Source organism: Psychrobacter sp. UBA6766, assembly GCF_002453355.1.
Lineage (GTDB): Bacteria > Pseudomonadota > Gammaproteobacteria > Pseudomonadales > Moraxellaceae > Psychrobacter.
This window is the reverse complement of record NZ_DKGQ01000039.1, coordinates 1-14,849: the sequence shown is the minus strand read 5'-3', so window position 1 is coordinate 14,849 and position 14,849 is coordinate 1. Positions and strand designations below refer to the sequence as shown.

Here is a 14,849-nt window from a genome sequence, read left to right as displayed (position 1 = left end):
CGATTTTCCGCAGCCAATAGGTGACAAATTAATCATCATCAATTACAATAACGACCTCCGAGAGGTGTTGCGCCATAATCATCGATTACTGCACTTAAGCTTTATTGCTTTGCAAATCAATCATTATGTTAGGCTCGGTTAACTGTTTATGACCATTTTTGGTTATAAGCAGCGCAAATAACGGCACCTGCGTTTTTATTCTTTTTATCTATTAACTGATAGGAGCATATTATGGACGCAGTGTCTAACACCCCATCTGCCCATACGATCGACCCCTCTTTCACTGACTATAAAGTCGCCGACATCAGCCTTGCTGATTACGGTCGCCGTGAAATCACTTTAGCTGAAGCCGAAATGCCTGCCCTGATGGGTTTGCGTCGTCGCTACGAAGCCGACCAACCGCTTAAAGGCGCAAAAATCGCTGGCTGTATCCACATGACTATTCAGACGGCTGTCCTTATCGAGACATTAGTTGCGCTCGGTGCCGAAGTACGCTGGACCTCATGTAACATCTTCTCAACTCAAGACCATGCTGCTGCGGCGATTGCTGCTGCTGGTATTTCTGTTTATGCTTGGAAAGGCGAAACCGAAGAAGAGTACGAGTGGTGCTTGCGTCAACAAATCCATGTAGGCGGTGAAGAGTCCGGTCAGCTTTGGGATGCAAACTTAATCTTGGACGACGGTGGTGATTTGACTGCTTTGATTCATAACGATTATGCCCAAATGCTTGATAACATCCATGGTATCTCAGAAGAAACTACTACAGGTGTTCATCGTTTGGTTGAAATGCTAAATAAGGGTACGCTAAAAGTACCGGCTATCAACGTTAACGACGCGGTTACCAAATCTAAAAATGACAACAAATACGGCTGCCGTCATAGCTTAAATGACGCTATCAAACGTGCTACCGATATGTTCCTTGCAGGTCGCCGTGCGCTAGTCATCGGCTATGGCGATGTGGGTAAAGGCTCAACGCAAAGCTTACGTCAAGAAGGCATGATTGTCCGTGTATCAGAAGTTGATCCTATCTGTGCCATGCAGGCCTGTATGGACGGCTATGAAGTATTGTCACCCTACATCAACGGCGATAATACTGGCGGCGCAGAAAACATCAACACTCGCCTGCTTGAAGATACTGACTTAATTGTTACGACTACTGGCAACTATCACGTTTGTGATCGTCACATGCTAGCGGCATTGAAGCCAGGTGCAGTCGTTTGTAACATCGGTCACTTCGACACCGAAATCGATACCCAATTTATGCGTGATAACTGGCGCTGGGTTGAGATTAAGCCACAAGTCCATCAAGTTTTCCGTTCAGACGATGAAAATGACTACTTGATTTTGCTTGCTGAAGGTCGTCTAGTAAACTTAGGTAACGCAACCGGCCACCCATCACGCGTGATGGACGGTTCATTTGCCAACCAAGTACTGGCACAAATGTACTTATTTGAAGAAAAATTCGCTGAGCTGCCAGTCGATGAGCGCTTTGATAATTTATACGTCAAAGTTTTACCAAAGAAACTTGACGAAGAAGTTGCCGCGGCGATGGTTGCTGGCTTTAACGGTACCTTAACGAAGCTGACTGAAAAGCAAGCCGAGTATTTGGGCGTACCTGTCGAAGGCCCATTTAAGCCTGATGCTTATAAATACTAGGGAGCCAGACTGTGAGCAAGCCTGCTTTCTCCTTTGAGTTTTTCCCCGCTAAAACTGAGCAAGGTCACGAAAAGCTACTCAATACTTATGATGAGTTAAATAAGCTATCCCCTACCTACTTTTCGGTGACCTATGGGGCGGGCGGTTCAACCCGTAGTCGCACCTTAGATATCGTTCAAGCTTTGTGTGCGCGCGGCGATACTGACATTGCACCGCATATGTCTTGCATCGGTGATGATAAAAGTCAAATCGCTGAATTGCTTGAGCATTATAAAAGCTTAGGCATCAAGCGTTTAGTCGCGTTGCGTGGTGATTTGCCATCAGGACAAGTGGGAATGGGAGAGCTACCGTTTGCTTTAGACTTAGTGAAGTTTATCCGCGAACACTCAGGCGATCATTTCCGTATCGAGGTCGCAGCTTACCCTGAGATGCATCCGCAGGCACGTAGCTTCGAGTTTGATGTTGATAATTTGATCAATAAATATCAAGCGGGCGCTAATGCGTCGATTACCCAGTTTTTCTATAACGCCGATAGCTATTTATATCTGCGTGATACCTTAGAAAAACGCGGTATCGATACAGTTGCACAGCCTTTGGTTGCTGGCATTATGCCGATTACTAATTCTAGTAATCTGATGCGCTTTGCTGATGGCTGTGGCGCTGATATTCCGCGTTACGTTCGTAAGCGCTTGGCTGACTTCGGTGATGACCGCAGCGCTATTCGTGAGTTTGGCTTTGATGTCGTTTATCGTCTGTGTGAGCGCTTAATCAGCGAGGGCGTACCTGCCATGCATTTTTATAGCATGAATAAGGTTGAGCCAAATAAACGCTTGGTCGAAGCACTCGGACTTACTGCTTAAACCTTCATCAAATGTATCGATTAACAACTGGCGTTCTTAGGAGCGCCAGTTTTTTTGGTATGGCAATTGCACTTATATTAATTCTACTCCTAACAATCCCTTTACCCACTCAATTGATATTCTGCTAACATACTGAACATATATCATGAATCCCATTATAGGAATAAGCAACTTTGCGACGTTTTTTTTATGCTACCAACGATGATAACAACTCATCAGAGAACAGTTACCCTCGACTTAGTACCTTATCTATCGGTGCCAGCGTCGAATTAACCGAAAGTATCGCCCATCATTGGTGCCGTGTCTTACGTGCTAATATTGGCGATGAGGGTATCTTGTTTGATGGTTTTGGCGGTGAGTATCAGGTGCAGCTTGATAGCATTAGTAAAAAACACGCCTCTGCCACATTATTGGCGCACCTAGAGACTGATCGCAATGCCACTGTCTTAACTAAAATCGGACTGGTCATGAGCCGAGGCGAACGCATGGATTATGCCATTCAAAAAGCTACCGAGCTTGGCGTGACTGCTATTCAGTTGCTAACCAGCCATCATGGCGAGGTTAATCTAAAACCTGCTCAAGTAGAGAAAAAACTGGCACACTGGCAGCAAGTCGCCATTGCTGCTTGTGAGCAATGCGGCCTCAATCGTCCGCCCCTTATTATCGCACCCATTTCTATTGATGACTGGTTAAAAAACGTAGCAGCTAACGAACAAACAAACGAGCAAATCAACAAGCGAACAATAGCAGTCAGCCCTATCGTAGCAGAACTTAGTCAAGACGCTTACTATCAAATATTACAACAACCAGCAGATTTGTGTCTACAATTGAGCGTGCCAGCAGCCGGGCAGCCAGCGATGCCTGATTCTCTGCCAGTCGTCTTAAAACAACAATCTGCTTATATTAAATTATTAATCGGACCTGAAGGCGGACTCAGCGCTGACGAATGCGCTCGCGCTGCAGATATTGGTTTTGCACCTTGGCAAATTGGCTTAAGGATACTACGCACTGAAACCGCGCCCGTGGTTGCGCTAGCAACTTTGCACGCTTTAAGGCTTGTTTTATAAGCGGTTAGTCTTCAAATCGCCAAACCATCAAAACGCTATTGTCAGAGCTCCATTTATTATTTAATTTGATGTTATGAGTCCCATTATGACCGCTTTTACTCCTATTCCCATATCAGATAAGCAGCAATTGCTGGTCAAATTATGCGAAAAATTTGAAGACGCCATATTTATATTAGACGCTCAATTGCGCTATTTATCCGTCAATGCTAGTTATGAGTTGATGCTTGGTTATACAGAAAGTTTTTTACTTGGGCGCCCGCTTGGTATTTACGCTGCCGAATTTTTGTCAGACGATGAACAAACAGTGCTCAAGAACCTCATTAACAGTCTAGATAGCACGGGTTTTTGCGAAATTGACTTCTCCATGGCTAATCGCTACGGACAAATACTTGATTGCCACATCACTTACCGGCGCATTTATTTAGAAGAAACTCCTTATTATATTGGCATCATTCGTGATATGGCGACGCTTGCTAAAAACAGAAAGAAAGTCGTGCACCTGCTGAATTACGATCAGCTTACTGGACTGCCAAACCGTAAAGTATTTTTAAGTCAAACCAGCGAATTGTTGTTAGACAGCTATCAAGAAGTGGTCGTTGTACGTTTAAATATTGACCGCTATCGCAATCTTGCCAGCCTATTAGGACCTGATAGTATCAACACCTTGATCGAAAACTTTGTACGGCGCATCAAAGAGCTAGAGCTTGAACATTTACGCTGCTTTTCTCACTTTGGCGGTGATGATTTTGCGTTATTATTTGAATGCAGTGATGCCAATATGGTACGCAATCAGTTAGATAATTTGATGCAAACATGTGAGCGCCCTTTTTTCTTAAATGACAGCACAGATAAAGAAAGCCAAGTTTACTGCCATATTTCTGCTGGGGTCAGCTATTTTCCTGAAAATGACCATGAGTTTATTGGGTTATTAACCAAAGCGGAAAAAGCGCTGAACTATGTCAAACAACAAGGTGGCGATGATGTCTGCTGGTACCATAAATCCATTAACGAAGCTAACGCGCACAATATACAGCTAGAATCTGAGCTGAGGGTCGCTACCAATGATGGCCAGTTCGTACCGCACTATCAGCCCAAATTTGCCTTAGATACGGGAATGATTACCGGTTTTGAGGCGTTGGTGCGCTGGCAACACCCTACCCGCGGCTTACTGAAACCCATGGACTTTATGGGCGCGGTCATTTCTCACAAACTGTCGTTTGAACTATTTTCGCAAATGGCCATTCAAATCGTCAAGCAGCTATCGATATGGCAACGGTTGGGCTTTCATCAACATATCTGTATCAATGCCGATGCCGCTGAATTTAGCCAGCCAGATTTTTTTGATTTGGTGAGACATTTACTGATAAATCACAATATTGCCGCCCATCAGCTGCACATTGAAGTGACGGAATCTTCCTTGATACAGCGGCACACTAATGTCAAAAAGCAGCTTGATTTGCTCAAAGCGCTTGGCATCTGTCTGGCACTTGATGATTTTGGTACTGGTTACGCTTCGTTAAGCTATTTACAAGAATACCCGTTTGACTTTATTAAAATTGATAAAAGTTTTATTTCCAAAATAACCAATGATAAGACACAACGCGCGATTGTTAAAGCAATTTTGGGTTTAGCAGAAGCGCTTGATATGCAGGTTATTGCTGAAGGCATCGAAAACGAGCAGCAACGCGATTTACTGCTCAGCATGGGCTGTCAGTATGGTCAAGGCTACTGGTTTGGTCAACCTATGCCTGCGGAGCAAGCAACTGAGATGTTAAAACAGCAACATTTGTCCAAAAACAACTCGTGTTAATATGGTTCAATAAAAGTAGATCGACAGCGTTTTCGTAGAGTTATTGCGAGTCGTTTTATTCTGTAAGGTCGATGATATATAGGATGCAAGATAGGTTGATGACTTATCAGTATTGTCACCAAACTTGTATATTTGCCAGTGAACGCCTATCTTTTACCAAGAATTTACGAATTCAGTCATAATTCTTTTTTACTCTTCTCAATTTATTTCATATGATCGGTGTTGTTGTCCGTTATTCACACAGACAAACCCCATACTAGTAACCGTTGAGCGACTCAGATTTAACCTCTGACAGTTGCCGCCTTACTGCCGGTCGCATCTTAAAAAAGGACAGGAAGTTATGCAATATAAAGCGCCCTTACGTGATATCCAATTCGTGATGCATGAGTTACTTGACAGCGAAAGCCACTACAAAACCTTGCCTGCGTTCCAAGAAGCCGATCGCGAGTTGATGGACAGTCTGTTTGAAATGGCGGCAAGTTTTGCTGAAAATGAGCTGTCACCACTCAATCAAAGCGGCGATGCTGAAGGCTGTCATTTTGACAACGGTACTGTCACCACGCCAAAAGGTTTTAAAGAAGCCTATAAGCAATACTGTGAGCTTGGCTTCCCAGCTTTGTCTGCTGAAGAGGAATTTGGCGGTCAAAACATGCCATTTTCATTATCGACCGTCATCAATGAAATGGTTGGTACAGCCAACTGGTCATTTTCTATGTACCCAGGCTTATCACATGGCGCGATTCAAACCATCGAGCATCATGGTACGGATGAGCAAAAACAAACCTACCTAGAAAAAATGGTCACCGGTGAATGGTCAGGAACCATGTGTTTGACCGAAGCACATGCCGGTTCTGATTTGGGTATTATTCGCACCAAAGCTGAGCCAAAAGAAGATGGCACCTACAGTATCACTGGTCAAAAAATCTTTATCTCAGCCGGTGAGCACGACCTAACCGACAACATTATTCATATCTGTTTGGCTCGTTTGCCAGGCGCACCTGCTGGCACCAAAGGTATCTCGCTGTTTATCGTGCCTAAAGTATTGGTCAACGAAGATGGTAGTCTAGGTGAAAACAATAACGTCGTTTGTGGTTCTATCGAACACAAAATGGGAATCAAAGCTTCAGCCACTTGTGTGATGAACTTTGATGGCGCGACCGGTTATTTGATTGGTCCAGAAAACCGTGGCCTTCAGTGTATGTTTACCTTTATGAACGTTGCTCGTATCGGTACCGCCGTTCAAGGTTTAACGGCAGCAGAATATGCCTTCCAAGGTTCATTGACTTATGCCAAAGACCGTCTAGCGATGCGCTCGCTATCAGGTGCCAAAGCGCCAGATAAAGTCGCTGACCCTATCATCGTCCATCCAGCAGTTCGTAATATGCTGTTGACCGAAAAAGCCTTTGCTGAAGGTGGTCGCGCGCTAGTTTATTACCTCTCACACTTTGCTGACACCGTGGCAAAAGGCGAAGGCGATGACCTGAAGTTTGCTGACCAAATGCTGTCATTATTAACTCCTATTGCCAAAGCTTTCCTAACTGAAACTGGCTTGGAAGCGGCCAACCATGGCGTACAGGTTTATGGTGGTCACGGCTTTATCAGCGAATGGGGCATGGAGCAAAACGTCCGTGATACCCGTATTTCTTGCTTATACGAAGGTACCACTGAAATTCAAGCGCTCGATTTGTTAGGTCGTAAAGTATTGGGTTCACAAGGTAAGCTACTTGCTAACTTTATCAAAATCATCCAGACCTTCTGCGAAGAAAATAAAGACAATGATCAAATGGGACAGTTTATCCGCCCACTTGCTAAGCATCTTAAAGAATGGAGCGATTTGACGGCTCGTATCGGTATGCAAGCGACTGAAAATCCTGATGCGGTTGGCGGCGCGGCTGTTGATTATTTATACTTCAGCGGTTACGTGACCTTAGCTTACTTATGGGCTCGAATGGCATTAGTGGCGCAAACTGAAATCGCTAACGGTAGCAGCGAGCAAGCATTTTATGATGCCAAAGTAAAAACCGCTCAATTCTACTTTGCGAAATTATTGCCACGAACCACCACCCACGTTCAGCGCATCAGCACCGGTGTTGAACCGTACATGACGATGGACGTTGATCAATTTGCGTTTTAATTAAAAAACGCTTCAATTTTAATATCGTAGTATAGTTTCTAAAATTCAGTTCCTATCGGCAACATACTCAGGTGTGTTGCCGATTTTCTTAGCATTTTTGTGAGGACATGATTTAGTAATTCTTTTGGTGTACGCACAATTCACGAAGAAAAACACCTGTCATAACGCTAATTTGCTAAACTTTAGCTATCTGTACTTAAACGGCACTCACAAGAACAATTGAACGCTTTGCCCTACTCACTTTTATTTATTTAAACCAAAGGAATGTTTATGGCTGTTTATAATGCCCCTCTTAACGACATGCGCTTTATTTTGAATGATGTATTTAATGCGCCTGAATTTTGGCAAAATAACGAAAACCTCGCTCATGTCGATATAGAAACAGTCGATATGATTTTAGAAGAAATGGCAAAGCTGTCAAAAAACGTTTTATTACCGATCAACCGCAGCGGTGATGAAGAAGGCGCAACCTTTGAAGGTGATGGCGTCGTTACGACTCCAACAGGCTTCAAAGACGCTTATAAACAGTATGCTGAATCTGGCTGGGTTGGCTTGAGCGGTAATTCTGAATATGGTGGCCAAGGTTTCCCAAAAATGGTGACCATGCTGACCGAAGAGATGGTATTTACCGCTAACCAAGCATTTGCTCTGTATCCAAACCTAACCGTTGGCGCGACGCTTTGCTTAAATGCCGCTGCCTCCGAAGAACAAAAGCAAACTTATTTGGAAAAAATGTACAACGGTGAATGGGCGGGTACCATGTGCTTGACCGAGCCACATGCTGGTACTGACTTAGGAATTATCAAAACCAAAGCCGTGCCTAACGATGATGGCAGCTACAATATCTCTGGTACCAAAATCTTTATTACCGGCGGTGAGCACGACCTTACTGACAATATCATTCATTTGGTATTGGCAAAAACGCCGAATGCACCAGAAGGTTCAAAAGGTATCTCGCTATTTGTCGTTCCAAAATTCTTGGTTAATGAAGATGGCAGCTTAGGCGAGCGTAATACATTGGCGGTTGGCTCTATCGAACATAAAATGGGCATCAAAGCCTCTGCGACTTGTGTGATGAACTTTGACAACGCCAAAGGCTGGATGGTTGGTGCAGAAAACACTGGTCTGTCATCAATGTTCATTATGATGAACTATGAGCGCGTAACCATGGGGCTGCAAGGTCTGGGTGGTTCTGAGCTTGCTTATCAAAATGCAGCGCTATATGCCAATGACCGTGGTCAAGGTCGTAGTGATACCCAAATTCAAAGCCCAGAGAAACCTGCGGACGCTATCATTTATCATGCCGATGTTCGTCGAATGCTATTAAATGCAAAAGCCAACACCGAAGCATCTCGCTGCTTTGCCATGTACGTGGCTAAAAATCTCGATGAAGAGAAATTTAGTACCGATCCTGAAGCCGCTCAAGCCGCCGCCGCTCGCGTTGCCTTACTGACGCCAGTTGCCAAAGCCTTCTTGACCGATAAAGCCTTAGAAGCGACTATTGATTGCCAGCAAGTATTTGGTGGTCACGGTTATATCCGCGAATGGGGAATGGAGCAAATCGTTCGCGATACTCGTATTGCACAGATTTATGAAGGCACCAACGGTATTCAAGCACTTGACCTACTAGGCCGAAAAGTGGCGCGTAACAACGGCAAATACGTCACCCATTTCTTAGGTGAAATTCGTGATTTTGTCAGTAATATGCAAGCGGATCATGGTATCAAGCAAGCAACGCTAGACGCTGCCGATACGATTGAAGAGCTAACCACTGCTGTGCTTAGTAATATTGGCGCCCGTAAGAGCGAAATCAATGGCTGCGCCGTTGACTACATGCACGCGTTTGGCTACCTTGCCTACTCATATATGTTTGCACTCATGGTTGAAGCTGCGAACGGTAAAGAAGGTGAGTTCTACACTAACAAAGCCAAGCTTGCCGATTATTTCGTTGGCCGTATCTTGCCCCGCATCGATGCTCACGCGCAGATGGTAAAAGCTGGTAGCGATCCAATGATGAACTTTGATCTTAGCTATTTTGATGTTCCTGCAAGCTAATTAACTTTAAGTATTTATTTATAAAAATCCAAAAAAAGGGACAGTGTGGTTACTGTCCTTTTTTTTGCCAAAGCAATATTCATAACAATATGTTCAGTAAAAAGTGATACTGATACCTCATTTTTTGATAACAAAATTTCTTAAAATATTCTGGTTTTTACTAAAAAATAACTGCTAACAAAATAATTAACTATCAAAGCATGGTTACGATTAAAATAATGCCATATAAAGTATCGCTCGTCTTTATAAGGGCGAATTAAAATAACGATAATAAAGGATACAATGTGTCAGAAATAAAACACATTTTGCAGCAGATTACTGCCTTAAGTGATGTGCCCGATCCTGCGGTACTTAAACGCTTGATTGATGAGCTGCGAGTTAGCGATAAAGAACCGGCGCTCGCCAATGCAAACATTCAAATCTTGATTGACATCCTGCGTCAACACCCTGAGTATGGTGACGGGCTATCTAGTTTTGTCTTAAAACTTATCATTCAATACCGCCAAATTGCTCTGTATACCGACACGGGTATCATGTCTGATCAAGGGTTTTTTATCAGCTTGCGCCGCCTCCTTGGCCATCGTTTTTTACCGATATTGCCGCAAGAAGACTCCGTTGTCGAACTGGTTGGCTATTTGTTTGATAAACGCTCTGATGAACGCTGGCTCGCCAACATCGAAAAAGACAAGTGGGATGAGTTGGTAGAGTTTCTCAAAGTTAATGATGAGCATTTACACTTAGTAGCGACAGCGAAAAACAGCATTTTAAACGCGATTATTATTTTATCTTACCGTATTAGTGGCATAGGCTTACATCCAGATTTGATGGAGTTTTATCCTCAAATGCTGAACTATTCAGCCTCATTTGTCGCCCAAAACCAAGAAGCCGTATTGTACGTCAATCAATACCGAGAAGCCCATGAGCTTGATAACTTAACTGATATCACGCCAGAAAAAGCTGTGGATCCAGCACCTTTATTGGTTATGATTGAACAGTGCGAAGATATTGTCGCTACCATACGAAAACGCATTTATAAAACGGGTATCTCTATTCGTCTAACCAATATGCTGCTACGCTTGGATCAAAGCCTTCAGCGTATGCGTATCTTAATTGAGCTAGTAGCAGACAAACACGATAAGCGCGATCGGGCGGTGATTGAATTGGTTCAAGCGCTAATTACCACAGCCAGTCGGCGCTATAGCATCAGTTATTTGATTGACAACAACACCAAGCTTTTATCGCGCAAAGTTACTGAAAACGCCAGCCGCGTTGGTGAGCATTATATTAGTACCGATAAAGCTGGTTATCAAAAGATGTTTAAAAAAGCCTCTATCGGTGGTTTTATTATTGCTTTTATGGCGACGACTAAGATATTGGCGTACCATCTGGCGCTTGCACCGATGGGACGTGCCTTTATCAATAGTATGATTTATGGTTTGGGCTTTGTATTTATTCATATCGTCCACGGTACAGTCGCCACCAAGCAGCCTGCCATGACGGCGGCAGCCATCGCCTCTACTATTTCAGATGGTTCAGGAAAAAAATCACACCAGTTAAATAAATTATCAGAGCTGGTGGTCGATATTTTACGCACTCAATTTGTCGCCATCATGGGTAACGTGATGGTCGCGATACCCGTTGCCCTTATTATCTCCTTTGTTTGGCTTCAATATACGGGTTCGCCGATGATCAATACTGATAAAGCGGGTCATCTACTCCACGAACTTGACCCTTTTCGCTCACTAGCACTGCCTCATGCTGCGATTGCTGGCGTTTATTTGTTTTTATCAGGTCTGATTGCCGGTTATTATGACAATCTAGCCGTTTACAACCAAATCGGCGCTCGGATTCAACGTCATAGATTTCTTAAATATTTATTGCCCAAAGCATGGTTGCAGCGATTAGGTGGTTTTGTAGAAGCCAATCTTGGCGCTATTATGGGTAACTTTATATTTGGGGTATTCTTAGGCAGTACCGCTACTATTGGCTTTTTATTTGGCTTACCCATCGATATCCGCCATATCGCCTTTGCCTCGGCGAATCTAGCGCACGGACTGTTTAATATGTCCGCCAATCAATGGGATTGGCCAGTTGTCTTCATCTCTATCTTGGGGGTTGCCCTTATCGGAATGGTCAACCTGATGGTGAGCTTCTCGTTGGCATTATTTGTGGCGCTGCGCTCTAAAGAAGTCAAATTCATGGAGTGGAGCCGTTTAACCAAGCAGCTTTTTAGTCATATGCTGACTCACCCTTCTGACTTTTTTTGGCCACGCGATAAACCGATGAAGTACGCCCGTATCGACAGCCAAGGTCATATGATTTTTGATGATACCAATGCTCATAAAGGTGGACAACCCATCCCCCATAACTATGTCGTGCGCCGTTTATCGGATGTCAAAATCCTGCCCAAATCTAAGCAAAAAAGCATGCAAAATGAGCAAGCTATTACCGATATAGATTATGATAATAATATATCGGATAGTCATGGTGACGCGGCGCTAAAAAGCCGAGAAGCGCAAAGCACTACTAAGCAGATGAGCGCCAAAAAGACGATTGATCTCGATGATGGCTTAATAGATGAAGAGCTAAATAGCGTCCCATACAGTAACGATATCCAGTACGATAAGACGCATAAAGATGAGGATAGCGATCCTGACAGTAAAGCGGCTGGCGATGCCAAAACGCCCTTACCCAAACCAAAGAAACCACCAAATCTACCCAGTTAAGTGGGCGGTTTTGGTGGCTTAAATACCAGCTTAGCAAACGGTTTAAGTGCAAATTAAGCGTTAAGTTGTTTTTTTACGGTTTTTATCTAAGACAATGGTCTATAAAGTAGCATGACTATTGTTCTGTTGGTGGTATGCAGTGAGCGTTTGAGGTGATGGCTTTGCCGTCGCCCAAGCGATAAGCAAATAGATGATTACCCCAAACACAGCCACCATCAAGCGCACGCGCATATGGTAAATCAACCTCAGCTTTAAGCGCCGCCCAATGACCAAATAAAATCTTGCGTGCACGTGGTACTTGCCATTCAAACCAAGGCAAAAAATCTTTTGGCATTGGCTCATCTAACCCTGCTGAAAAATCAAATTCAAGCGTACCATCTTGTTTACATAAGCGCATTCGCGTGAAATAATTGGCAATTGCCCGCATTTTAGTATAGCCATGAATGTCTGCATGCCACTCATCGGCAGTTTTGCTATATAGATTCGGCAATAAACGATCAAGCTGTTCTAAGCTGCCTTTTAGCTGCGCCTCTAACTGCTGTGCATATTTCGCCGCCGCCGCAATACTCCAATGCGGTGGGATACCCGCATGTACCAATACCGTCTGCTCATCAGGATAAGCCAGTAATGACTGATGGCGCAGCCATTCTAACAATTCATCGCAATCATCGGCAGCAAAGATAGGCGCAGTTTTGTCTTTTTTCTTGATGGGTGTCGCACCGCGCCAAACCGCAATTAAATTGATATCGTGATTACCCAATACCGTTGCCGCAGCCCCTTGTTCACATAGTGCTTTGACATGACGTAAGGTACTTAACGAATCTTCACCGCGTGCTACCAAGTCGCCAGCAAACCATAACTTATCTTGCGCTGGGTCAAAATCTAAAGTTTCAAGTAATTGCAGATAGGCCCTGTAGCAACCCTGCAAATCACCGATGACATATTGATGGCGAAAACTCATAAACCCTCTATCATTTTTGTTTGATAAATTAAGCTTCTATTTGACGCGCTTGATTGCTTAAATTAACAAAATCTTTCACACTTAAGGTTTCAGGACGCGCTTGCGGATCGATGGCACAAGCAGCAAAATCTGCTTCGCTTAGGGTCGGCAGTAGCGTAGAACTTTTAAAGATAGCGCGTAGCGTCTTACGACGATGGTTAAAGGTTTCGCGCACCACAAGTGCAAAATACTCTTCATCTTCAGCCACGATTGGTTTGTTAATATGCGGGGTCAAGCGAAAAACCGCACTGGTGACTTTTGGCGGCGGATTAAAAGCGCCGCGCGGTACGGTCAATAAATAGTCGGTATTACAATGATATTGCATGATAACCGATAGACGACCATAGATTTTGCTGCCAACTTCAGCGGTGATACGCTCAACCACTTCTTTTTGCAGCATAAAGTGCATGTCTTGAATCACATCAGCATAACTGAGCAAATGAAAGAGTATCGGCGTAGAAATATTATATGGTAGATTACCGACAACGCGGAGCTTGCCGCGCTCAGGACTATACAGCTCACGATAGTCGACATGCATGGCATTGTCTTTGATAATCGTAAAGTTCGGATGGCTATTAGCCCCAATACGAATGCGCAAACTATCTGCCAAGTCACGATCTAGCTCTACTACGGTCATCGCATCGACTTCTGCCAATAGCGGCTCTGTTAGCGCGCCCATACCGGGGCCAATCTCGATTAAATTGTCATCACGCTCTAGACGAATGCTCTCAACAATCTCACGAATAACACTACGGTCATGTAAAAAGTTTTGACCAAAACGCTTTCGCGGTTGGTGTTTGGCAGAGCGTAGGCTGTTAGAAATAGATTGAGCATCAAACGTAGTTTTGGACATAAAAAGGTCTTAATCGATAAAGGATAAATGGGCTATAGCGCTATGACAGCAATATACTGGATTTATATGCGCTTTTATTTGCTGGCTTTATAATAAGAAATTATAGCACAGCTCATAATTACACTGTATTTTTGAGGTGTTTTATTAGTAAACTATCCATACTTTAGCACAACCGACACAGCGTCTTATTTTTGTTCTAAAATCATTTATTATTATAACGACGATTATGAGAGTGAGCATGGTGCCCTAGTGAGGACTTGAATCTTTGGCTGTGGGCTAATAGTATCAACGACTTTACTCACGAAACAGTTCCAGTGTACTTCGTGGTGTACCTGCCATACACATTCTATCCGTGAGTACGAATCCACTTTTTAAAGCCTGATTAAGAGCACAATTTAGTTTATGGTCTTAAATTTGTAGTTTGTGTTTTGTATACAGCTATTTCCTATTTCACTATCTATTTTGTCAGAATATCTGTCTTTGAGAATATTTTTTGCAATACTCCTTTGAGTGCTTTGGCATTCATCAATATTTTTAGACCATCTAGGGTCTATTTGGCTACAGTTCCAGTCCCCGAGCTTACATGGAAAACACCCTGACAATATTAAACAAGATATCACTATAGAGCTGAGCTTAATAAGGCTCTTCATTGTATTCAAACTCCTTATTCCTACCTATATTTGGGATC

General features: G+C 43.5%; 9 protein-coding genes. 7 read left to right on the top strand and 2 right to left on the bottom strand.

Going from position 1 to position 14,849, the window contains the following annotated elements:
• Positions 1–231 precede the first annotated feature (231 nt).
• The 7 genes from ahcY to B4K26_RS08120 all read left to right on the top strand — a co-directional run bounded on the left by ahcY (position 232) and on the right by B4K26_RS08120 (position 12,308).
• Positions 232–1,656 carry an adenosylhomocysteinase gene (ahcY, locus tag B4K26_RS08150; protein WP_296244730.1) on the top strand — a complete coding sequence of 475 codons (1,425 nt, stop codon included), beginning with the start codon at positions 232–234 and terminating at the stop codon, positions 1,654–1,656.
• A gap of 11 nt (positions 1,657–1,667) precedes the next feature.
• Positions 1,668–2,516: a methylenetetrahydrofolate reductase gene (locus B4K26_RS08145; protein WP_296244728.1), complete on the top strand. Its 849-nt coding sequence runs from the start codon at positions 1,668–1,670 to the stop codon at positions 2,514–2,516.
• Between the two features lie 173 nt (positions 2,517–2,689).
• Positions 2,690–3,583, top strand: a complete 894-nt coding sequence (locus B4K26_RS08140; RefSeq protein ID WP_296244725.1) for a 16S rRNA (uracil(1498)-N(3))-methyltransferase — start codon at positions 2,690–2,692, stop codon at positions 3,581–3,583.
• Between the two features lie 85 nt (positions 3,584–3,668).
• A complete protein-coding gene (locus B4K26_RS08135) occupies positions 3,669–5,393 on the top strand; it encodes a putative bifunctional diguanylate cyclase/phosphodiesterase (RefSeq protein WP_296244724.1) in 1,725 nt (574 codons plus the stop codon).
• 340 nt (positions 5,394–5,733) lie between these two features.
• The gene (locus B4K26_RS08130; protein ID WP_296244722.1) at positions 5,734–7,527 is read left to right on the top strand and encodes an acyl-CoA dehydrogenase C-terminal domain-containing protein; all 1,794 of its coding nucleotides are present in this window, start codon (positions 5,734–5,736) and stop codon (positions 7,525–7,527) included.
• 270 nt (positions 7,528–7,797) lie between these two features.
• The gene (locus B4K26_RS08125; protein ID WP_296244721.1) at positions 7,798–9,582 is read left to right on the top strand and encodes an acyl-CoA dehydrogenase C-terminal domain-containing protein; all 1,785 of its coding nucleotides are present in this window, start codon (positions 7,798–7,800) and stop codon (positions 9,580–9,582) included.
• Positions 9,583–9,866: 284 nt separating this feature from the next.
• Complete coding sequence (locus B4K26_RS08120) at positions 9,867–12,308, top strand: site-specific recombinase (protein ID WP_296244720.1); 2,442 nt, start codon at positions 9,867–9,869, stop codon at positions 12,306–12,308.
• Between the two features lie 115 nt (positions 12,309–12,423).
• Here B4K26_RS08120 and B4K26_RS08115 read toward each other — a convergent pair whose 3' ends face one another.
• Positions 12,424–13,269 carry a symmetrical bis(5'-nucleosyl)-tetraphosphatase gene (locus tag B4K26_RS08115; protein ID WP_296244719.1) on the bottom strand — a complete coding sequence of 282 codons (846 nt, stop codon included), beginning with the start codon at positions 13,267–13,269 and terminating at the stop codon, positions 12,424–12,426.
• 28 nt (positions 13,270–13,297) lie between these two features.
• Entirely contained in the window at positions 13,298–14,161 is an 864-nt protein-coding gene (rsmA, locus tag B4K26_RS08110; protein ID WP_296244718.1) for a 16S rRNA (adenine(1518)-N(6)/adenine(1519)-N(6))-dimethyltransferase RsmA, read from the bottom strand.
• Positions 14,162–14,849 lie beyond the last annotated feature (688 nt).